We start from the raw sequence: 18,948 nt of genomic DNA on the forward strand, positions 1-18,948 counted from the left end.
GGCTCAGCGCCGCGTAGGACGTCGTTTTCGCACGCTGGTTTTGGGCACCACGGCGGCCGGTATCGCTTCCGGCTCAGGCGCTTCCGGCTGCTCAATCGGGAAAACGGGCAGCGCCGCCAGCAGCCGGCTGCCGTAAGCTTTGCTCAGCAGCCGGCGGTCATAAATCACGATCTCGCCATAGCATTGATGGCTGCGAATCAGGCGTCCGACCTGCTGAATCAGGGTAAATGAGGCGCTGGGCAGACTCTGCACCTCAAACGGATAGCGCTTCAGGCTTTTCAGCCACTCGCCTTCGGTCAAAATTACCGGACTGTCTACCGGGGGAAAAGCGATTTTGTGAATATGCACCTGACTCAGCAGATCGCCTTTCAGATCCAGGCCTTCAGCGAAGGATTGCAGGCCAATCAGAATACTGGTTTCGCCTTTAGCAACCCGCTGCCGGTGCAGATCGACCAGGCGGCTGCGCGGCTGATCGCCCTGCACCAGCATCGACAGCCGCAGATCGGGCAGCGAGGTGACAAACTGCTGCATCGCCCGGTTGCTGGCAAACAGCACCAGCACCCCTTTGTGCTTTTTCTCTTTCATCTGCTGGCGGAAGAAACCGGCCATCTCGGCGATATGCTCCGCCTCATGCGACATCAGGGGTTCATAGCGCATCTGCGGGATGACCAGCTTGCCCTGCTCGACGTGGTTGAACGGGGAGTCGAGCGCCACAAAGCGGTCGCCCGCTTTTTCGCTCAGTCCCGACATCTCCTGCAGGCGGTTGAAGCTGTTGAGCGAACGCAGCGTGGCGGAGGTGACCACCACATGCGGGATTTTGCGCCACAGCATCTTCTCCAGCTGATCGCTGACGCGGATACCGGCGCAGTGAAACAGCAGATGCGCCTGTCCTTCGCGCAGCTCGCGGGTAATCCATTTTGAAACCGGCGCGCCGGAGGCTTTCTCCATTGCCGCCAGCCGCCACAGTTTGCTGATCGATTCGAACCAGCCAAACTGGCGATTGAGCTGCAGCAGATTACGGTGCAGCCGCACGACGTCGACCTTGCCCGTCTGCTCGCTCAGCGCATTGATCAGGCCTTCACTCAGCCCGCGCAGCGCGTCACTGAGTTTAAACAGCCGCGCGCAGAGGTCGAGTAACTCCTGCGGCAGCGCCCCGAGCACAAAGCGATATTCGCCAGGCTGGTTATGGGGCGGCAGCAGCGGATTCAGCGCCTGGGCGGTCACCGTAAGCAGTTCGCGCAGCTCATCGCAGTGCGCTTTCAGCCTTTCCGGGTTTGCCAGCGGCGGCGGCGACTTCGGCCGCATCTGGGTCATGATGCCGTCGACCAGCCGGATAAAGAGATCGAGCTGCAGGCTGCTCCAGCCCGGCGTGATGTCGGCGCTCATCTCCAGCGCATCGCGGGCCACTTCCGGCAGATGATGCCCTTCATCCAGCACCAGCATCAGGTTTTTAGCGGGCGGCAGTACCGACTCATTCTCCATCGCGGCCATCACCAGCGCATGGTTCGCCACCACCACATCCACCTGCTCAATCTCACGGCGCGCGACAAAAAAGGGGCATTCACGATACCAGCGGCAGTGCGCGCCCAGGCAGCTCGCCTTGTCGGTGGAGAGCCGCTGCCACAGGCTGTCGCTGACGTTCTCCTCGCTGTGATCGCGCAGGCCATCCCACTGATAGCGATCCAGCGACTTCTGCAGGCGGCCACACTGCGTCTGCTCCTCTTTGGTGCTGCTGACGGCGTCGTCGTCCAGATAGAGCAGCAGATCGCCCTGCTGATCATCATCGGCTGCCAGCGCGGCCAGATTGCGCGGACAGACATAGCGTCTGCGTCCAAAGGCGGCAGTAAAGGTCAGGTCGGGAATGATTTTTTTGAGCAGCGGCAGATCTTTGGTGAAGATCTGATCCTGCAGCGCCACGTTGGCGGTGCTGATCACCAGCCGTTTTTCCTGGGCGCGGCTGGCCGCGATGCCGGGAATAAGATAGGAGAGCGTTTTGCCCACGCCGGTCGGCGCTTCCACTGCCAGGTGGCGCGCATCGTCACCAGCCAGACATTTTGCCACTTCGGCGATCATCTGACGCTGCGGCGCACGCGGAATGAAATCAGGCACCTGCTGCGAAAGCGCTTTATACCACTGCGCTATCTGGCTTTTTACTGCGGCTGTCAGGGCCATGAGTTGCGTTACCACACCGAAAAAATGGCCTGTATTTTTACACAGTATCCCGGCGGCGTCAGCTTTCGTGCTGAATTTTTCGTGCGCCGTCGGAAATTTCAGCGGATAGCGTGGAGGCGTTCAGCGCCGGGTCGTCCGGCGCGGAAGCAGCCTACGCCAGCACCTTATACATATAGGTAGTGGCATCCAGCACGCCCGCCGTCGACTCGGCATAAAAGGGGATCGACCCTGCCACCTGCCAGCCCAGCGAACGATAGAGATCGCTGGCAACGTCACCGCTCCGGGTATCCAGCACCAGCAGCGTTTTGCCCTGCCCGCGGGCCAGCTGCTCAGCGCGCTGCATCAGTTCGCGGGCAATCCCCTGACGCCGCGCCTGCGGATGCACCAGCAGCTTGCTGACGTCGGCCCGATGGCGGCCATTCGGCATCGCACTGCGACTGAGGATCACCGTCGCCACAATCCGGTTGTGCTGACGCGCCACCAGCAGTTCGCTCTCCCCGCTGGTCAGACTGGTTACCCGCTGCTGCCAGAAGCGCGTCATCACCGCCACATCGGCGGCATCCACGAATCCGACACTGGCGCCATCAGCCACGCAGGCCTGAAGCACTGCCGTCAGCCCATCGATCTCCTGTTGTGCCTGTTCAGGTGAAAGCCTCTGATAATCGATCATGGTTTTGCCACCGCCAGTAGATAGTGTGCGCCTTCGGTCAGATGCGCCTCGAAAGCCGATTTTCCGGTGAGGTGAAAACGTAAACAGTCACCGGGCTTCAGCGTCCACTGCTGTTCGGCCACCGATACGGTCAGGCCGCCTGCCTGAAGCAGGATATGTTGCTCCAGTCCCTGGATGGGTGGCGCATCATATTCAATGCGTGCACCAGGCCGTAATTTGCCCTCTACCAGTTCGCATCTAAAATGAAGTGCGGGCGGTGAAACATTGCGGCGGATAAAACCGCTGGACGAGTCATGCCAGACCGGTTGCTGATCATAAGGCACCAGCAGACTCGACGACTCCTCAACCTCACTCAGCAGGCGAGACATGGTTAATCCGTAGGCGGCACACAGCCGGTTAAGCAATGCGGCAGTAGGGCTGGTCTCGCTTCGCTCAATGCGCGATAATGACGCGCGACTGATGCCGGTGGCGACAGAAAGTTCATCCAGTGACCAGCCGCGTTGCAGGCGTAATTCTGCCAGCCTTACCGCCAGTCGTTGCTCCGTATTCAGCTCCGGCATGGTATTTTCTCATATAAGGGAAACATTCTCTCAAATGAGATATAGCTGAAAACAGGCGTATCAGTCAAGTTGTACATTGCGAAATGTATTGTACAACTTAACTGGCTTCGTTATGGTAATCGCACTCAGACCAATCGAAAGAGGCATTTATGACCTTATACAGTATCGGTGACGTCGCCGAGCGCTGTGGCATAAACCCAGTCACCCTGCGCGCCTGGCAGCGTCGTTATGGCTTGCTGAAGCCACAGCGCACTGAAGGCGGGCATCGTCAGTTTGATGAAGAAGATGTACAGCGCATCGAAGAGATCATGCGCTGGATTGAAAGCGGCGTGCCGGTCGGTAAAGTCAAGGCACTGCTGGAAGGGGGCGACGTTGATGCCCATGATGGCTGGACAACCCTGCAGGATGAGCTGATCAGCGTGCTGCGCCACGTCAGACCGGCAAAACTTCGTAACAAAATTGCCGCGATTGGCCGCGAGCATCCGATTGATGCGCTGATCGACCACGTTTTTATGCCGGTGCGCCAGAAGCTGAGTCTGGACCAGAACACCGCCCGCACGATGTGCAGCCTGCTGGATGGCCTGCTGATCGACTATGTCGCGTTCTGCCTGACGGGCAGCCGCAAAAAATCGGGCAAGGATGCGCTGATCATCGGCTGGGGTATCGAGGATCGCACCCGCATCTGGCTGGAGGGCTGGCGTCTGTCGCAGCACGGCTGGCGGATTGATGTACTGGCCGAACCGCTGGACGTGCCGCGTCCTGAACTCTTTCCCGGCATGAACATGTTTGTCTTTACCGGTAAAAAACTGACCCGTCGCCAGCAGGAACAGCTGTCACACTGGCAGGAACAGGGCTATTCCGTGCGGTTGCACGAACCCGCCTGATAACAAAAAACGCACGCCGGGCGCTTTGCCTGCTGCCTCGCGCGCGCTATTATCCCCGCCTCACTGTTAACACGCTCAGGTTTTCTCCATGAACTGCAAAAAAGCCTTTTTCGCCACGCTCTTTTTTATCATGGCCGTCGGCGGCACCAGCGGACTGATGCTGGTCGGATACTCTCTCATCGTTCACTCACGCTAAGCCAGCGTTGCAGGCGCTCAAACAGGCGGTCGCTGACGATAGCCAGCAGCGCCACCAGCAACGCCCCCTGAATCACATACGCCGTATTAAAACCGCTTAAGCCGATAATCACCGGTGACCCCAGACTTTTCGCCCCGACCGTCGAGGCGATGGCGGCGGTGCCGATATTAATGATCACCGAGGTGCGTATCCCGGCGATGATCACCGGCGCAGCCAGCGCCAGTTCGATCTGCCACAGCCGCTGCCAGGGGCTCATACCCAGCCCGGTGGCGATCTCCCGGCTGCTGGCGGGCACGCTGTCGAGTCCGGCCAGCGTGCCCTGTAAAATCGGCAGTAACCCATAGAGCAGCAGCGCAACGACGGCGGGCCAGGTCCCAAAGCCCATCACCGGCACGGCAATCGCCAGCACGGCCACCGGCGGAATCGTCTGCCCCGCCGCCACGATCGTCTCCATCAGCGGCCGGAAGGCGCGACCGGCGCGCCGCGTGACCAGCACGCCGCTGCCGATGCCCAGAACGATCGCCAGCAGGCTGGCCGTGATCACCAGCAGCAGATGCGCCAGCGTCAGCTGCCAGAAGCTCTCCTGCTGATAGAGTGGCCGCGCCAGGTCGGGAAACCATGTGTGAAACAGCGGCCCGCTGTAGGGCATCAGGGCCAGCAGCGTGCCATAAAGCAGCACCAGCCACAGCAGCGGATCTTTCAGCCAGCGCATGCTAATCCCTCGCGCAGTTGCAGCAGATCGCTAAAGTGCAGCACGCCCAGCGGCTGCTGCTGATCGTCGATCACCGGCAGTTTATCGGTGCGCCGGGTGATAAACTGCGACAGGGCGTCACGCAGCGTCAGCGTCGCGGCGATGGGTTCGCCCGTCAGCCACTCGCCGCGCCGGACGGCATCCCCGGCGTGCTCCAGCGACAGCAGTCTTACCCCCATTTCCGTGCGACCAAAGAAGTCGCGGACAAAATCATTTTCTGGCCGGGTCAGCAGCTCCACCGGCCTGCCCTGCTGAACAATCCCGCCGTTATCCATCAGTACAATGCGGTCCGCCAGGGTCAGCGCCTCGTCGATGTCATGGGTCACCAGCACGATGGTACGCCCCGACAGCCGGTGGATACGCAGCATCTCCTGCTGCAGCGCGCCCCGCGTTACCGGATCGAGCGCCCCGAACGGCTCATCCATCAGCAGCACCTCCGGATCGGCGGCCAGCGCTCGCGCCACGCCGACCCGCTGCTGCTGCCCGCCGGAGAGCTGATGCGGATAGCGCTTCAGCAGCTGTGCGTCCAGATTCAGCAGCGCCAGCAGCGCCGTGATGCGTTCGTTGATCTGCGCGCGGGGCCAGCCCAGCAGTTCGGGCACCGTGGCGATATTCTTCTGCACCGTCCAGTGCGGAAACAGCCCGATCGACTGGATGGCATAGCCCATGCGGCGCCGCAGTGTGCGGGCATTCAGCTGCCGAATTGACTCACCGGCAAAGCGGATGTCACCGCTGTCGAACTCCACCAGCCGGTTGATCATCTTAAGGGTGGTTGATTTACCGGAGCCGGAGGTGCCGAGCAGCACGCAGAACTCCCCTTCCGCCACCTGTAACGACAGATCTTTTACCGCCGTTTTGCCGTTAAAGGCGCGGGAAACGCCCCTGAACTCAATCATCTTTTCTCTCCAGCAGTGAGATCAGCAGGCGGAACAGCGCATCGATCGCCACCGCCAGCGCGATCACCGGGATCACCCCCAGCAGCACCAGATCGAGCGCGCTGCTTAACAGGCCCTGAAAAATAATCGCACCAAAGCCGCCTGCCCCAATCAGCGCGGCGACCACCGCCATACCCAGCGTCTGTACCACCACTACCCGCAGACCCGCCAGCCAGACCGGCAGCGCCAGCGGCACATCGACGGCGACAAACTGCTGCCAGCCGCTCATCCCCATGCCGCGCGCGCTTTCGCGCACCTCATGTGGCACCTGCTGCAGCCCCACCACCACGCTGCGTACCAGCGGCAGCAGGGCGTAGAGCACCAGGGCGATCAGCGCCGGGGCCATGCCGATGCCGCTGATGCCCCAGGCCCCGAGCCACGGAAAGTGATTTGCCAGTCCGGCCAGTGGCGCAATCAGCAGGCCAAACAGCGCCACCGACGGCACCGTCTGGATCACATTCAGCACGCCAAAGACGCCGCTCTGCCAGCCTGGCCGCCGGAACAGCAGGACCCCCAGCGGCAGGGCTATCAGCAACGCCGGCAGCACCGTACCGGCCAGCAGCGTGAGATGGCGTCCCAGTGCGGCATCAAACACCGCATGGCGGTTGGCATACTCTTTCAGCAGGGAGAGGTCGCTGAGCTGACCGCTGAAGAGCAGCAGCAGAGGCAGCAGCCAGACCTGCAGATTGAGCAGCAGCTGAGCCAGTCGGTGACGGGTGATCTGCCGCACCCGATCGGTTATCAGCAGCAGGAGCAGCGCGCCGCTGCACCACAGGCCGCTGGCAAAGCTGGTGCGTGCCAGACGACTGCCCTGCTGGCTGAGCAGCGTGGCCTGATGACCACTGAGCCAGAGGATCGCGGCCAGCATCAGCTGCGCGGCCAGCAGCGCCAGCACCAGGTTTATCCGCGTCGGCGGCCGCCATAACAGCAGCCAGAGCGTCAGCAGCGGCACAAGCAGCAGCCCGAACCGGCTGATGTGCGATCCCATCAGCGGTTCCCCGGTCACCAGCCGGTTCGGGGCGAAGTTAAGAAACGGCAGCGCCGCCAGCGCCAGGCTCAGCAGCGTCAGCAGCAGCAGGGCCACCGGCTGCTGCAGCGGGCGACGTATCGCTTCCCGCGACAACACCATCGGTTACAGCAACTTCTTCTGCTGCAGCCATTCGGTCGCGACGCTGCTGGCATCCTGACCATCCACGGCGATTTTCGCGTTGAGCTGTTGCAGCGTCTTCTCGTCCAGCGCGCTGAATACCGGCTTCAGCCATTCCGCAATCTGTGGGTACGCTTTCAGAACCGATTCGCGGATCACCGGTGTCGGGGCGTAAATCGGCTGAACGCCTTTCGGATCGCTGAGCGTCTGCAGACCCAGCGCCGCCACCGGCCCGTCGGTGCCATACGCCATCGCCGCGTTCACCCCGGAGGTCTGCTGTGCCGCCGCGCTGATGGTCACCGCGGTATCGCCGCCAGCCAGCGACAGCAGCTGATCCTGCGTGAGGTTAAATCCGTAGGCTTTTTCAAAGGCGGGCAAGGCGTCGCTGCGTTCAATAAACTCTGCCGACGCCGCCAGTTTGAAGGTCCCGCCTTTTTTCAGAAAGGCGCTGAGGTCGGCCAGAGAGGTAAGCTGATTCTTTTCGGCCAGATCTTTTCGCACAGCGATGGTCCAGGTGTTGTTAGCCGGTGCCGGTGTCAGCCAGACCAGATGGTTTTTCTCCGCATCGAGCTTTTTCACTTTTTCATAGCCCTGGGCGGCATTCTTCCAGGCGCTGTCTTTTTCATCGTTAAAGAAAAACGCGCCATTGCCGGTGTATTCCGGATAGATATCCAGTTCGCCCGCCGTGATCGCGCCACGCACCACCTGAGTAGTGCCGAGCTGGATTTTATTCACGGTTTTCACGCCATGCTTTTCCAGCACCTGAAGAATCACATTTCCCAGCAGCGAGCCTTCCGTATCAATTTTTGAGCCGACCCGCACCGGATCGGCTGCCTGTGCTACCCCGATGCTGAGCAGTAAGGCGCTGACGCCGATCCAACCCCGAATTCTGACCATGACCTTTTCCTTATCGCATTATCGCGTGTTGTTATAGCGTGATGTTTTCGCGAGGCGTCAATGGTGCGCCTGAGCGATCAGACTGCTCTCCTGCTTTGTGAGTCGATGCTGGCAGGGCGCGAAGCGGTAAATTCTCTGCCTTAAAAGCGTAGCCTGGCGCGGCGGTGATGCCGCTGACTTTCTCGCAAGCTGATAACGATTTGAGATTATAAAATAATTTTATATAACTCAAATGAATTTACGTCTGGGCGTCTAAACGGCTATTCTCGAAAATCTGTTTTTATAATAAAAGACGCACAACATCATGTCCGACCTGACTTCTTCTGCCCATGTGGCGACTGCCGGGCGTTCGCCCGCCGGGGAAACGCAATGGATTCGCAGCGCCGCTGACGTCTCCCGTTTAGTGAACAGTGGCGACAGCGCCCGCAATAATGCCCGCATCGTGGTGGCGATTGCGCTGGGTGGCGTGTTTCTTGACGCCTACGATCTGGGTGCGCTGGCTTTTGGTATCAAAGATGTGACGCGCGAATTTCATCTTACGCCGACCGGCACCGGCATGATCGCCTCCGCGATTACCTTCGGGGCGATCGTGGGTGCGCTGCTCGGCGGCTACCTCACCGATAAGATTGGCCGCTATCGGGTCTTTATGGCCGATATGTTCTTTTTCGTCGTCGCGGCTATCGCCTGTGCTTTTGCTCCCAATGAGTATGTGCTGGGTGCAGCGCGCTTTGTGATGGGCCTGGGTGTCGGCATCGATCTGCCGGTGGCGATGGCCTTTCTGGCGGAGTTTTCGAAGCTGCGCGGTAAGGGGAATAAAGCCGCCAGCGTGGCGATGTGGTGCCCGACCTGGTACGCGGCGATCAGTATCTCCTGGCTGCTGGTGCTGCTGCTCTATGCGGTATTGCCGGAGAGCCATACCGACTGGCTGTGGCGGCTGATCCTGGGGTTTGGAGCCGTGCCGGCGATAGTCATTATCGCTATCCGCAGTCGTTACATGAGTGAGTCGCCGGTCTGGGCGGCTAATCAGGGCGACCTGAAAGGGGCGGCGGCGATCTTACGCAGCGCATGGAATATCAACGCGCAGGTGGCACCCGATGCCGCGCTGACGCCGGTTACGCCGGTGCGCAGGGCGAGCTGGCGCAACTATGGTGCGCTGCTGCAGGGCGTCTATCGCCGCCGCACGCTGCTGGCGACCATTACCTCTATCGCCTCATCCTTTGCTTATAACGCCGTCGCGTTTGGCCTGCCGGTGATCATCACTAGCTTTTTTGCCCAGTCGATGCTGACCACGATTCTGGTGTCGCTGGCGCTGAATCTGCTGTTCGCTTTTGTGGGCGGGCTGCTGGCGGTGCGTCTGGTGCCACGTCTGGGTGCCTGGAAGATGTCGGTGGCGGGTTACGGTTGTCAGTGTGTGGCGCTGCTCGGACTGGCGCTGATTGGCCGCCCGGAAGGGGGGCAGGAAGCGGCTGTCGCGATCGGGATGCTGGCGCTGTTCCTGTTTGGTCAGGGATTCGGGCCCGGCTCGCACACCATGACCTTTGCGTCACTGAGCTACCCCACGTCGCTGCGGGGTGTGGGCGTCGGCTTCAATCAGACGCTGATGCGCGGCAGTTCGACCGTTTCACTGTTTCTGTTCCCGGTGCTGGTTGCGGCGCTCGGCACCGGCGTGTTCTGGGTGATCTTCCTGGCCCCGCTGGCCGGACTGCTGGCGCTGCTGGCCATCCGCTGGGAACCATCGGGCTATGATGTGGATGCAGAGGATTTTGAGCTGCCGCGATAATCCGCGCTGAGGGCGTGGACAGAGCGCAGGAAAACCGCACCTCAGTGCGGTTTTTTTTATGCCGTAACGGCCGGGAAAGGAAACTGCTCCAGATAGTCCGGGATACGCGGGAAGGTATGCAAAAACCACGGCGTGAACTGCTCTGGCTGCTGCTGCATCTGCTCTTCAATCAACGCCATCGGGCGATAATCGAAGGCGTCCGCTTCCTGCGGATTGAGCTGCGGCAGGCTGTCGCAGACGGCAAAAAAGACGTGACCATATTCATGTTCGGTCAGGCCATTACTCAGCTTCAGGTTGTAGCTCAGCTCAAACACCGGCGTCAGCGTCACCACCATGCCCATCTCTTCGCGCAGGCGGCGTTCAGCGGCGTCACGGGTCGATTCATGAGGATACGGATGCCCGCAGCAGGTATTACTCCACAAGCCACCACAGTGATATTTATCGCTGGCGCGCCGCTGCAGTAACAGCTCCTGCCGGGAATTGAAGACGTAGACCGTCACCGCGCGGTGCAGTAGTCCTTTTTCATGCACTTCCAGCTTTTCCATTTTGCCGGTGGGACGATCGAGGTGGTCAACGAGGATAACTTCAATAGCAGACATGGCGTTTCCTTGAGATTATTCTCAACTATTCTGGCACAAGATTCACGGTTTGGGCGTAACAGAAAGGAATTTTTACCCTTATCGGGCGGCGGTAAGCGGATGACGCCAGACGAAAATCAGGCCAGCAACGCTGGCCTGAGGAAGAATTACAGCCGGAAGCTCTGCACCACCTGCTCAAGCTGGGTACTCTGCGCCTCCATCGCCTGAGCCGCAGCGGAAACCTGCTCGACCAGCACGGCGTTCTGCTGGGTAGTGCCATCCAGCTGCGTAATCGCCACGTTAACCTGCTCGATCCCCATGCTTTGTTCCCGGCTGGCTGACATGATCTCGCTCATCAGCGTCGTTACGCTGCTGACGCCCTGCATCAGCTCATCCATCGTCTGACCCGCCTGCTCCACCAGCGCGCTGCCGGTATCAATGTTCGCCACGGACTCTTCAATTAACTTTTTAATCTCACGCGCCGAATTGGCTGAGCGCTGCGCCAGGTTACGCACTTCTGACGCCACCACCGCAAAACCGCGCCCCTGCTCACCGGCACGGGCTGCCTCGACGGCGGCGTTCAGCGCCAGGATATTGGTCTGGAACGCGATGCTGTCGATCACGCTGATGATGTCGACCACTTTACGTGACGAATGGTGGATCTCGCCCATGGTGGTGACGACCTGACGCACCACTTCTGAACCGCGTGCGGCAACCTGCGAAGCATCGCCCGCCAGCTGGTTGGCGTGAGTGGCGTTATCGGCGTTCTGACGCACGGTGCCGGTCAGCTGCTCCATCGATGCCGCCGTTTCCACAATCGAGCTGGCCTGATCTTCAGTGCGCGAAGAGAGATTGGCGTTGCCGCTGGCGATCTCGCGCGACGCGGCGGTGATCGCCAGCGCGCTGTCGCCCACCTGCTGGATTAACCCCTGCAGATAGCTGATGAACTGGTTAAAGCTCTGTGCAACGGCATTGAACTCCGGGCTGTTGCTGGCGGGCAGACGCTGGGTCAGGTCCGCGCCGCCGGTCGACAGCGCTTCGATGTTGCTGTTCAGCACGCTGAGACGCTTCATCATCGCGCGGACAAAGCCCAGCGACACCAGCAGCAGGATCACCGCCAGCGGAATCTGCACCAGGCCCAGACGCGTCAGCATGTTGTGCGACTGCGCTTTCAGCAGGCTGGTCGGCAGGCTGCTGGCAAGAAACCATGGACTGCCGGGAATGGCCTGCAGAAACAGCGTCTGCTCGCCTTCGCTGCTGTCATAGGTGGTTTCCAGCGGCTGGGTGCCCGCCCCGCTCAGCAGCGCTTTCAGGGGCGCTGCCATCGGCGTCTGCACATCGGCCAGGTTCTCCAGCTTCGGCGCGGCATTCACCAGCGCACCGTTGCCGACAACTTTGCCATCCGCTTCGACGATCAGCACGTTGCCCTGAATGGTTTCGCCCATCTGCTTCGCCAGCTGGTTAAAGAATCCCAGCGTCACGTCGATGGTTGCCACGCCCCAGACGGTGCCGTTGCGGTAGATCGCCATGGCACAGTTGGTTCGCGGCTGTGGGCTGGCGGCATCCTGATAGGCTTTTGCCCAGGCGCACTGCCCTTTTGGGGCGGCCAGGCCATCCTTGTACCAGGGTTGCTCCCAGTATTTGTCGGCGGCATCGGAGTTCCAGTAGGTGTTGACCTGCAGTTCGTTGCTGGCATTGCGGGCAAAGAAGCTGCTGTTTTTCTCTTTGGCGGGATCGCGACGATTTGGCAACGGCCAGATACCGCCGCCGAAGACATTACTGTCCTGATACTGGTTAACCAGCGTCGGTAACAGGGTGTCGATGGTGGCGCTGTCCATGACGGAGGCCGCTTCGGTAATCGCACGCTGCTGAGCCTGAACGCGGTTCATCTGCTCGACGATACCGGAGGCCAGCGAATCGACCTGATAACGCACCAGACGGCTTTCGCTGTCGACCAGCTGCGGTGCGACAAACTGATTGATGACCCAAACTGTAACGAGTAAAAGCGCAACAAAGAACGCGATCATTGTTGCGGTAAAGCGGGATTGTGTTGTTTTAAACATCTTTGTTCCCCTGAACCTGGTATGGCGCGATTGCCTGATCCGGGTTAACGGCTCGCTTACGGGGAACTTGAGGTGAGCGGGATCACAGAATTAATAAATGTTTAATTTTTGTGAAAATTTAATTTCATTGAGGGATTATCACCTCCCCGGCCCGAGCCGGGGAAGGGGCGGAGAGGCCTGTTTTGCCTGGCCTAGCCTTCTGAATCGACAACCTCCTGACGCGGACGGAAGATGTGGTTACTGCCGCCAGCAGTTAACAATTCCCGTAACTTCTGACCGCCATGCTCATCCGCCTGGGCGAACTGCCGCTCCGCTTCGGTGATGGGTGTGGTCCAGAGCAGTGTGGGACGATCGCCATCGCGCTTGGGCAGTTTAAACTGTGCCGGTTCGCTGGCCAGCTCATTTGCCAGCAGGAAGCTCTCAAAGCCGACCGGCGCGACTTCCGATGCCAGCGTATGCCCCTCCCCCAGCCAGGTGAGGCGCGCCCACGGCAGATGCACAAACTCCGCCAGAGCACTCGCCATCTGCACCGCATTGCCTTCGGTCATGACCTCGCCATCCACCGCCATCCCCAGCTCGATACGGCGATACTGCGGTGCCAGCTCATCAAACAGGTAGTCGACCTGCGGCATCGGCCGGATGCTCATGCCAATGGTCAGGAAGTACCAGACGCCCTGATGCCAGTGCTGGGAGATCGCCATCGGCGGCCAGCTCCCCTGATCGATCGCGTAATATTTCACCGACTCGCCAAAGCGGCTCTGATAGCAGGCCATGAGATCCTGCTGAACCTTGTCCCACTCGCTGCCATCATGCCATTCGCGCCAGAACTGACGCTGCTGCTCTGCACGGGCATAGTAGTCATTGGTCGAGGCCGAACCCAGCGGGGCCGTCAGCCGGTTCTTTTTGATGCAGCCCGCAGAGAAGCTGACCTGCTTATCCTGGTAAAGACTCCAGCCGGGGATCACCGCCAGCAGCTGACCGTAATACCAGAGCGCCGCGCCATCATCGCTCGGCTCCCAGAGAACCTGCAGCCCGGCGGGATTCAGTGCAGGCTCCGCTTCCAGGTTACGGCAATATTCGGCGCTGAGCAGCGGCGCAATGCCCTGCTCCATCGCCTCGCGATCTTCCTGCGCCGGTGCGGGCAGCAGGTTTCGCAGCCAGCAGCCGCGCACCGCATACTGACTGCGGAACAGGTCGGTGGGCCAGATGTAAAAATAGGCGGTGCGCGCATCCTGTTCGACAATAGCGGTGAGGGTGCGCTGCTGATTGTGGACTTCAGCAATCAGGGATTTGTACGTCATAGTGCCTCGACAAAGCCTGGAGGAATCCATTTTCCCCGAGAATAGAGCAGGATCGTGACTGCTGCACGCGGAGACAAGGGTAATAGTCTCAAAGTGGGAAGGATGGACGGAGACGACACGAATTTCACTGCGTCGGCGACCTTTCCTGATGCCGGCCCCCAGCTCAGCAGGGTCATAACAGGATTATTCGATGAAGCCACTGCCAGAGTGCCGCAATCGCCCCGTGATCCCGATCAGCAAATCAACATCTTCAGGTGTCAGCCTGTCGAGAAAATGTTGCCTGACACTCTCAGCATGCACCGGTCGCGCTTTTGCGAGCGTCTGACGCCCTGTATCTGTCAGGCTGACCGAAATGCCAGCCGGGTCATGACGATTTTTCAGCACAAGATGCCGGGAAGCCATACGTGAGAGCTGGTGTGAAAGCCGGGACTTGTCCCACTCCAGGTATTCCAGCAACTCACGCTGAAGCAGTGCGCCCTGCGGACTTTTACTGATTTCCATCAGAATCATGAAATCCGCGCCGGACAGACCGGTTGCCTCAGTAATATTTTTGACAATACGGCCCGTTATGACTTCTGCAAGCCGGCGGTAACCCCGCCATGCCATCCACTCTTTATCTGAAATCCCGGTGCTATCCATCTCTGTCTGCCCCTTCAGGTTGATATGTCAACTTTGTGATTATAGAGTATACACTCCACAGCTGAGAGAAATCCCTATGCCGAACAAACCGAATATCGCGATTGTTGGTGGTGGTCCAGCCGGACTCACTGCGGCCGTCATACTTCAGCGCAATGGTTTTGACGTCCAGGTGTTTGAATATAAGTCAGGGGATGCTGAACGAAACCAGGGAGGATCGCTGGATTTGCATCCTGACAGCGGTCAGGAAGCTTTACGCAGAGCGGGCCTGCTGGAACCCTTCATAAAAATAGCCAGACATGAGGATCAGGAAAGCCGGATGCTGGATCACCGCACCGGAGAGGCGGTGGATGACAGCCTGATGCCGGAAGGTGAAATCGATAAACCCGAAATTGACCGCGGTGAGTTAATCAATTTGCTGCTGAGTGCCCTTGCGCCAGAGTCCCTCCAGTGGGGACATAAACTTCATCACGTCGATACTGGCCTGAATGGCAGGTACAGGCTGACTTTCGGAAACGGAAGAGATTCTGAGGCAGATATTATCATCGGTGCGGATGGGGCCTGGTCACGGGTAAGAGACTACCTGACGCAGACGCGTCCCGAATACACGGGCATCACTTTTTTTGAAGGCTGGATAGATCGCCCCTCCCGACGAATCGATGGTATCGCTGGAAAAGGAACCGCTTTCAGCTTTGGCGGGGCTGAGGCTTTGGTCACACAGCGCAACGGGGGCGGAAGGATCTGCGTTTATGCGGCGATGAAAAGAGATATTGAACGCATTGAGCGGGATAGTGCGTGCAGCGATATCACTTCATATGTGCGAGACGCTTACCGGGAGTGGGCTGATGCCCTTCAGGCCGTTGTTAATGCCCCTGCTGAATATGTCAGACGTCCCATCTACAGCCTGCCTGCGGATTTTAGCTGGACGCCGCGTCCGGGCATCACGCTCATTGGGGATGCTGCTCATCTGATGCCACCGGTCGGCGTCGGTGTCAATCTTGCCATGCTTGATGCCACTGATGTCGCCCTGGCCATTTGCGCGTCATCAGAACCGTTCGACGGATTACGCAGTGCGGAAAAAAAGATTATGGAACGCGCGCACGTCATGATGCCCGATGCCCTGTCTGGTTTTCAGAACTGGTTCAGCGAAAAAGAGTAAACCGATGGCCTTATGAAAGCCGTTTGCGCATAAACAGACTTAACGGGTCGGGCATATAGGGTGGGAACGCCTCGCATAGTGCGTACCCGCATCGGCGATAGAGTGCGATAGCCGGTTGCTGATGAATCCCGGTTTCAAGCCGCAGTTCGCGTAAACGGTTTTCTGAAGCTATCGTCTCGATGGCGGCGATGATCTGCTCGCCGAGCTTCCTGCCCCGGTAGGCCGGCCGGATATAAACCCGCTTGATCTCCGCAAAGCCCGCCTCCTGGAAGAGTAAGGCCCCACACCCTGCCGGCAAGCCCTGCTCATCACGAACGATAATGCACTTCAGCTGCTCATCACCGACGGTTGAGAGATCCAGACAGTGATTGCTTTCTGCCGGATAGAGTTCGCGCTGAAAAGCGTCGAGTTCGCCGACCAGGCGCACCAGGTCGCTATCCCCTTTATCGACTTCTGAAATGCTGAACATCTGTTCTCCCCGTCAAAGGTCGCTTCCGGAACGACTCTGCCCGTTGATTTACTTCAGCTTAACGCCTTTTGTTTCTGGTGCCATCCAGACCACAATCATCGCGGCGACGAAGGCCAGCACGGTGGTGGCCAGCCCGGCGGTGAAGCCGCCAATGCTGGCCACATAGCCGATGAGCAGCGGCGCGATAAAGCCGCCCAGACGCCCCCCGTTGTAAGCCAGGCCCATCAGAAAGCCGCGTGACTGGGTGTCGCCAATAATCTCGGCCAGGAAGGGTCCGGAACCGGCGAAAATACCGTTAACCCCGAAACCGGCCATAAAGATGGCCACCATGAGAATCAGCGGCTGCGTCGTCACCAGATATAATCCGACCGCGACCGCACCGATCAGGAGATAGAGCAGAAACATCGGCCGGCGTCCCCATTTATCGGCCATGAGTGAGAACACCAGGAAGCCAGCAATCGCACCGGTCTGCAGGGCCAGCACAAACTTCAGGCTGTGAAGAAAATCGAGATGCTTCACTTCACGAAGGTAAGTGGGCGTCCAGGTGAAGACGCCCCAGAACAGATACTGAATGAAGAAGATAAAGGTAAACGCCAGCAGCAACCCTTTGATGTTCGTTTTGCCGGCGCTGGCCTTTTTAGTCTGCCGCTGTGCGCGTTCCTGCTGGCGCGCCAGCCATACCGGCGATTCGGGCGTAATGTACGCAATAACCATCATGATAAAAACCGGCAAGGCGCCAATCATGAACAGGTAGCGCCATCCCCCGTGTTCCAGCCCACCGGTCATTGCCGTGACCAGTGCCGTCAGGCCAATCGCCAGGATTGCGCCCACCGGTAGCCCCATCTGCATCAGCGCGCCGCCGCGCGCACGGCGCTCCGGACGCCAGGTTTCAGCGATGAGCGCCGCGCCTGATGTCCACATCCCGCCCATACCGAGCGCACCGCAGAATCGCAGCAAGGTAAAGACCTGCTGATTGTGGGAAAACGCCAGCAGACCGGAGAAAAGCGAATAGATGGCGATGCAGATCAGGGCCGTTCTTACGCGTCCGATTTTATCGGCCACCAGCCCGAAGAGAATGCCGCCAATAATCTGCCCGCCAGCCGTGGCGCTGATAAACACGCCAAGTTCCGTTTTGCCGAGGCCAAATACCACGCCCAGCACGGGTAAGAGCAGAGAGAGCAAAAAAGAGTCGTAGCTTTCAAATGTCCAGCCTAACCCGCCCAGCGCCAGGGTCCTTTTTTCAGCCGATGAATAGGAGAGCACTGAACCGGAGGCGTCCGCATCGAGAGGATGCGCCTCATGCACTTTTGATTTCATATTCATCCATATTCTCCAGGGAGGATAAGCGATAGGTTGATGCCGCGGTGCGCCAGAAGAGATGCGCCTGTTCGGCCGCAGAAGCCTGCTCCGCCAGCCTTTTGCAGGCATTCCAGAACACACCGTAATTGAACATGCCTTTGTCGACCGGGAAGTTGCTGGCAAACATGCAGCGCTGCACGCCAAATGCCTCAACCAGCGTTTCAAACAGCGGTTGCCAGGCCCGGGAGAGCGTCAGGGAGTCAGGTGGTGTGTCGTATTGTGCAAAGGGATAGCCCATGACCGTCATGCCAAAACCGCTGATTTTGATGCGCACGTTGGGCAGCGCCGCCAGGGCGATAATCCCCTTTTTCCACGCCTGAAAAACGGCATCCTGTTTACCGGCATAAGGCCCCGTTCCAATCGGTCCGCCGCAGTGATCCACAATCACCAGCAGATCGGGCTGCGCGCGGGCCAGTCCGGCAATTTCATCGAGCTGAGTGTGATAAACCCAGACATCCAGCGAAAGTCCGTTGCGGGCAAGGCAGGCTGCCCCGCGCCGGAATGCGTCACTGGCCGCCAGACCGGCGGGCGGCGTGACGGGACTGGAGCTGACGCGGGGATCAGGATGCCAGGCCAGCGGATTCCGCATCCCGCGCAGTCGTCCTCCCGATCGCGCCAGCATGAGTTCCACGACGGGCAGCAGGTCGTCCCCAGCCAGCAGGCTGGCACCGCCAACGATGGCTTCACAACCTGCGGCTTCGCCATAGTGACCGCTTTCAAACATCGCGGCACAACCGCCTGCAAACTCGACCTCTCCGACGGGTCTGAACGCTTCAGGCCCGTGACGGCGCAGCATGGAGCGGCACTGAACATACACCGTCGAGAGAATCCGGTGTCCGGACTGTTCGATATCCTGGCTGAGCTCCGGTACCAGGTAGCGGCCTGACTGGCGATCCCACAAATGATGATGCGCATCCACGACCGGAAGTTCGGGCATCAGCGCCTCTTCATGATGACGCGCGAGCCACGCTTCCCGAACGGGCAGATGCGGTGCATTAACAATCTCCATAACGTCCTCTTAACCTTCTGATTAAAATCAGATCCCGACATTTTTCGCGTGGCGGACAGGTGAACAGACCCGAACCGCATTGTTTTATCTGATAAAACTCAGTTTTACTGAATAAATTCACTATAGGCTCAGCGGATAAAATTCAGCCAGCAAAAAAAGGAGGCGCTTAATGTAAATACGATGTTAATCACAAATATTTTACTTTAAGGACACGCCGCGCTTCAGAGCCAGCTGCTGCTCAGCGGCGGTGCACTGATGACCGGGAACGGGAGAGAGGATGCGGTTCAGGGACGCCCCGTTTCGGGAGACGGGAAAGAGAGCGACGAAGAAAAGTCGCGGTGTGAAATCAGTAAAAACCGCGACGTTTCAGAACAGGCACAGA

The 18,948-nt window shown here is 59.3% G+C and carries 18 protein-coding genes; 4 read left to right on the top strand and 14 right to left on the bottom strand.

Annotation, left to right across the window (positions count from 1 at the left end):
- Window positions 1-3 precede the first annotated feature (3 nt).
- The 3 genes from dinG to OXR04_RS07630 form a co-directional block, all read right to left on the bottom strand.
- Window positions 4-2,172, bottom strand: coding sequence for an ATP-dependent DNA helicase DinG (gene dinG / locus OXR04_RS07620; protein ID WP_267372513.1), 2,169 nt, complete (start codon window positions 2,170-2,172; stop codon window positions 4-6).
- A gap of 151 nt (window positions 2,173-2,323) precedes the next feature.
- On the bottom strand, window positions 2,324-2,842 hold the full coding sequence (locus OXR04_RS07625; protein WP_058957718.1) for a GNAT family N-acetyltransferase: 519 nt from the start codon (window positions 2,840-2,842) through the stop codon (window positions 2,324-2,326).
- Window positions 2,839-3,402, bottom strand: a complete 564-nt coding sequence (locus tag OXR04_RS07630; RefSeq protein WP_111208963.1) for a helix-turn-helix transcriptional regulator — start codon at window positions 3,400-3,402, stop codon at window positions 2,839-2,841. Before OXR04_RS07630 ends, OXR04_RS07625 begins: the two co-directional genes overlap by 4 nt.
- Before the next feature lie 149 nt (window positions 3,403-3,551).
- On the opposite strand from OXR04_RS07630, the gene OXR04_RS07635 reads away from it, so the two are divergent.
- On the top strand, window positions 3,552-4,286 hold the full coding sequence (locus tag OXR04_RS07635; protein ID WP_009091268.1) for a MerR family transcriptional regulator: 735 nt from the start codon (window positions 3,552-3,554) through the stop codon (window positions 4,284-4,286).
- A gap of 88 nt (window positions 4,287-4,374) precedes the next feature.
- A complete protein-coding gene (locus tag OXR04_RS07640; RefSeq protein WP_009091270.1) occupies window positions 4,375-4,482 on the top strand; it encodes a hypothetical protein in 108 nt (35 codons plus the stop codon).
- Here OXR04_RS07640 and OXR04_RS07645 read toward each other — a convergent pair.
- The 4 genes from OXR04_RS07645 to OXR04_RS07660 are packed head-to-tail and all read right to left on the bottom strand — an operon-like array spanning window position 4,463 to window position 8,212.
- A complete protein-coding gene (locus OXR04_RS07645) occupies window positions 4,463-5,194 on the bottom strand; it encodes an ABC transporter permease (RefSeq protein ID WP_009091272.1) in 732 nt (243 codons plus the stop codon). The genes OXR04_RS07640 and OXR04_RS07645 overlap by 20 nt on opposite strands.
- A complete protein-coding gene (locus OXR04_RS07650) occupies window positions 5,182-6,129 on the bottom strand; it encodes an ABC transporter ATP-binding protein (RefSeq protein ID WP_009091274.1) in 948 nt (315 codons plus the stop codon). Before OXR04_RS07650 ends, OXR04_RS07645 begins: the two co-directional genes overlap by 13 nt.
- Window positions 6,122-7,297: an ABC transporter permease gene (locus tag OXR04_RS07655; protein ID WP_267372517.1), complete on the bottom strand. Its 1,176-nt coding sequence runs from the start codon at window positions 7,295-7,297 to the stop codon at window positions 6,122-6,124. The genes OXR04_RS07650 and OXR04_RS07655 overlap by 8 nt, the downstream gene beginning before the upstream one ends.
- A 3-nt stretch (window positions 7,298-7,300) precedes the next feature.
- Window positions 7,301-8,212, bottom strand: coding sequence for an ABC transporter substrate-binding protein (locus OXR04_RS07660; protein ID WP_046101477.1), 912 nt, complete (start codon window positions 8,210-8,212; stop codon window positions 7,301-7,303).
- A 304-nt stretch (window positions 8,213-8,516) separates the two neighbouring features.
- Here OXR04_RS07660 and OXR04_RS07665 point away from each other — a divergent pair, with 304 nt between their 5' ends.
- Window positions 8,517-9,992 (top strand): MFS transporter, encoded by a 1,476-nt coding sequence (locus tag OXR04_RS07665; RefSeq protein ID WP_267372519.1) that lies wholly within the window; start codon window positions 8,517-8,519, stop codon window positions 9,990-9,992.
- Between the two features lie 56 nt (window positions 9,993-10,048).
- On the opposite strand, the gene idi is transcribed toward OXR04_RS07665, so the two are convergent.
- The 4 genes from idi to OXR04_RS07685 form a co-directional block, all read right to left on the bottom strand.
- The gene (gene idi, locus OXR04_RS07670; protein ID WP_009091282.1) at window positions 10,049-10,591 is read right to left on the bottom strand and encodes an isopentenyl-diphosphate Delta-isomerase; all 543 of its coding nucleotides are present in this window, start codon (window positions 10,589-10,591) and stop codon (window positions 10,049-10,051) included.
- A gap of 146 nt (window positions 10,592-10,737) precedes the next feature.
- Complete coding sequence (locus tag OXR04_RS07675) at window positions 10,738-12,633, bottom strand: methyl-accepting chemotaxis protein (protein WP_046101475.1); 1,896 nt, start codon at window positions 12,631-12,633, stop codon at window positions 10,738-10,740.
- Between the two features lie 191 nt (window positions 12,634-12,824).
- Window positions 12,825-13,934 (bottom strand): suppressor of fused domain protein, encoded by a 1,110-nt coding sequence (locus OXR04_RS07680; RefSeq protein ID WP_009091285.1) that lies wholly within the window; start codon window positions 13,932-13,934, stop codon window positions 12,825-12,827.
- A 183-nt stretch (window positions 13,935-14,117) separates the two neighbouring features.
- Complete coding sequence (locus OXR04_RS07685) at window positions 14,118-14,573, bottom strand: MarR family winged helix-turn-helix transcriptional regulator (protein ID WP_140028258.1); 456 nt, start codon at window positions 14,571-14,573, stop codon at window positions 14,118-14,120.
- 76 nt (window positions 14,574-14,649) lie between these two features.
- Between OXR04_RS07685 and OXR04_RS07690 the strand changes: the two genes are divergently transcribed.
- Window positions 14,650-15,729, top strand: coding sequence for an NAD(P)/FAD-dependent oxidoreductase (locus OXR04_RS07690; RefSeq protein WP_140028257.1), 1,080 nt, complete (start codon window positions 14,650-14,652; stop codon window positions 15,727-15,729).
- A 10-nt stretch (window positions 15,730-15,739) separates the two neighbouring features.
- Here the strand turns inward: OXR04_RS07690 and OXR04_RS07695 are convergent, their stop codons facing one another.
- Genes OXR04_RS07695 through OXR04_RS07705 form a run of 3 tightly spaced genes read right to left on the bottom strand, consistent with a single transcriptional unit; the run spans window position 15,740 to window position 18,566 of the window.
- Window positions 15,740-16,198 carry a GNAT family N-acetyltransferase gene (locus OXR04_RS07695; RefSeq protein WP_140028256.1) on the bottom strand — a complete coding sequence of 153 codons (459 nt, stop codon included), beginning with the start codon at window positions 16,196-16,198 and terminating at the stop codon, window positions 15,740-15,742.
- Window positions 16,199-16,246: 48 nt separating this feature from the next.
- Window positions 16,247-17,521, bottom strand: coding sequence for an MFS transporter (locus OXR04_RS07700; protein ID WP_058957726.1), 1,275 nt, complete (start codon window positions 17,519-17,521; stop codon window positions 16,247-16,249).
- A complete protein-coding gene (locus OXR04_RS07705; protein WP_267372524.1) occupies window positions 17,496-18,566 on the bottom strand; it encodes an amidohydrolase family protein in 1,071 nt (356 codons plus the stop codon). The genes OXR04_RS07700 and OXR04_RS07705 overlap by 26 nt, the downstream gene beginning before the upstream one ends.
- Window positions 18,567-18,948 lie beyond the last annotated feature (382 nt).

Source organism: Pantoea sp. GM_Pan_3, assembly GCF_026541045.1.
GTDB classification, from domain to species: domain Bacteria; phylum Pseudomonadota; class Gammaproteobacteria; order Enterobacterales; family Enterobacteriaceae; genus Pantoea; species Pantoea anthophila.

What these genes read in the sequence shown, in the direction of transcription:
- dinG (WP_267372513.1), bottom strand. Translation starts at nt 2,172, where the DNA reads ATGGCCCTGACAGCCGCAGTAAAAAGCCAGATAGCGCAGTGGTATAAA.
- OXR04_RS07625 (WP_058957718.1), bottom strand. Translation starts at nt 2,842, where the DNA reads ATGATCGATTATCAGAGGCTTTCACCTGAACAGGCACAACAGGAGATC.
- OXR04_RS07630 (WP_111208963.1), bottom strand. Translation starts at nt 3,402, where the DNA reads ATGCCGGAGCTGAATACGGAGCAACGACTGGCGGTAAGGCTGGCAGAA.
- OXR04_RS07635 (WP_009091268.1), top strand. Translation starts at nt 3,552, where the DNA reads ATGACCTTATACAGTATCGGTGACGTCGCCGAGCGCTGTGGCATAAAC.
- OXR04_RS07640 (WP_009091270.1), top strand. Translation starts at nt 4,375, where the DNA reads ATGAACTGCAAAAAAGCCTTTTTCGCCACGCTCTTTTTTATCATGGCC.
- OXR04_RS07645 (WP_009091272.1), bottom strand. Translation starts at nt 5,194, where the DNA reads ATGCGCTGGCTGAAAGATCCGCTGCTGTGGCTGGTGCTGCTTTATGGC.
- OXR04_RS07650 (WP_009091274.1), bottom strand. Translation starts at nt 6,129, where the DNA reads ATGATTGAGTTCAGGGGCGTTTCCCGCGCCTTTAACGGCAAAACGGCG.
- OXR04_RS07655 (WP_267372517.1), bottom strand. Translation starts at nt 7,297, where the DNA reads ATGGTGTTGTCGCGGGAAGCGATACGTCGCCCGCTGCAGCAGCCGGTG.
- OXR04_RS07660 (WP_046101477.1), bottom strand. Translation starts at nt 8,212, where the DNA reads ATGGTCAGAATTCGGGGTTGGATCGGCGTCAGCGCCTTACTGCTCAGC.
- OXR04_RS07665 (WP_267372519.1), top strand. Translation starts at nt 8,517, where the DNA reads ATGTCCGACCTGACTTCTTCTGCCCATGTGGCGACTGCCGGGCGTTCG.
- idi (WP_009091282.1), bottom strand. Translation starts at nt 10,591, where the DNA reads ATGTCTGCTATTGAAGTTATCCTCGTTGACCACCTCGATCGTCCCACC.
- OXR04_RS07675 (WP_046101475.1), bottom strand. Translation starts at nt 12,633, where the DNA reads ATGTTTAAAACAACACAATCCCGCTTTACCGCAACAATGATCGCGTTC.
- OXR04_RS07680 (WP_009091285.1), bottom strand. Translation starts at nt 13,934, where the DNA reads ATGACGTACAAATCCCTGATTGCTGAAGTCCACAATCAGCAGCGCACC.
- OXR04_RS07685 (WP_140028258.1), bottom strand. Translation starts at nt 14,573, where the DNA reads ATGGATAGCACCGGGATTTCAGATAAAGAGTGGATGGCATGGCGGGGT.
- OXR04_RS07690 (WP_140028257.1), top strand. Translation starts at nt 14,650, where the DNA reads ATGCCGAACAAACCGAATATCGCGATTGTTGGTGGTGGTCCAGCCGGA.
- OXR04_RS07695 (WP_140028256.1), bottom strand. Translation starts at nt 16,198, where the DNA reads ATGTTCAGCATTTCAGAAGTCGATAAAGGGGATAGCGACCTGGTGCGC.
- OXR04_RS07700 (WP_058957726.1), bottom strand. Translation starts at nt 17,521, where the DNA reads ATGAATATGAAATCAAAAGTGCATGAGGCGCATCCTCTCGATGCGGAC.
- OXR04_RS07705 (WP_267372524.1), bottom strand. Translation starts at nt 18,566, where the DNA reads ATGGAGATTGTTAATGCACCGCATCTGCCCGTTCGGGAAGCGTGGCTC.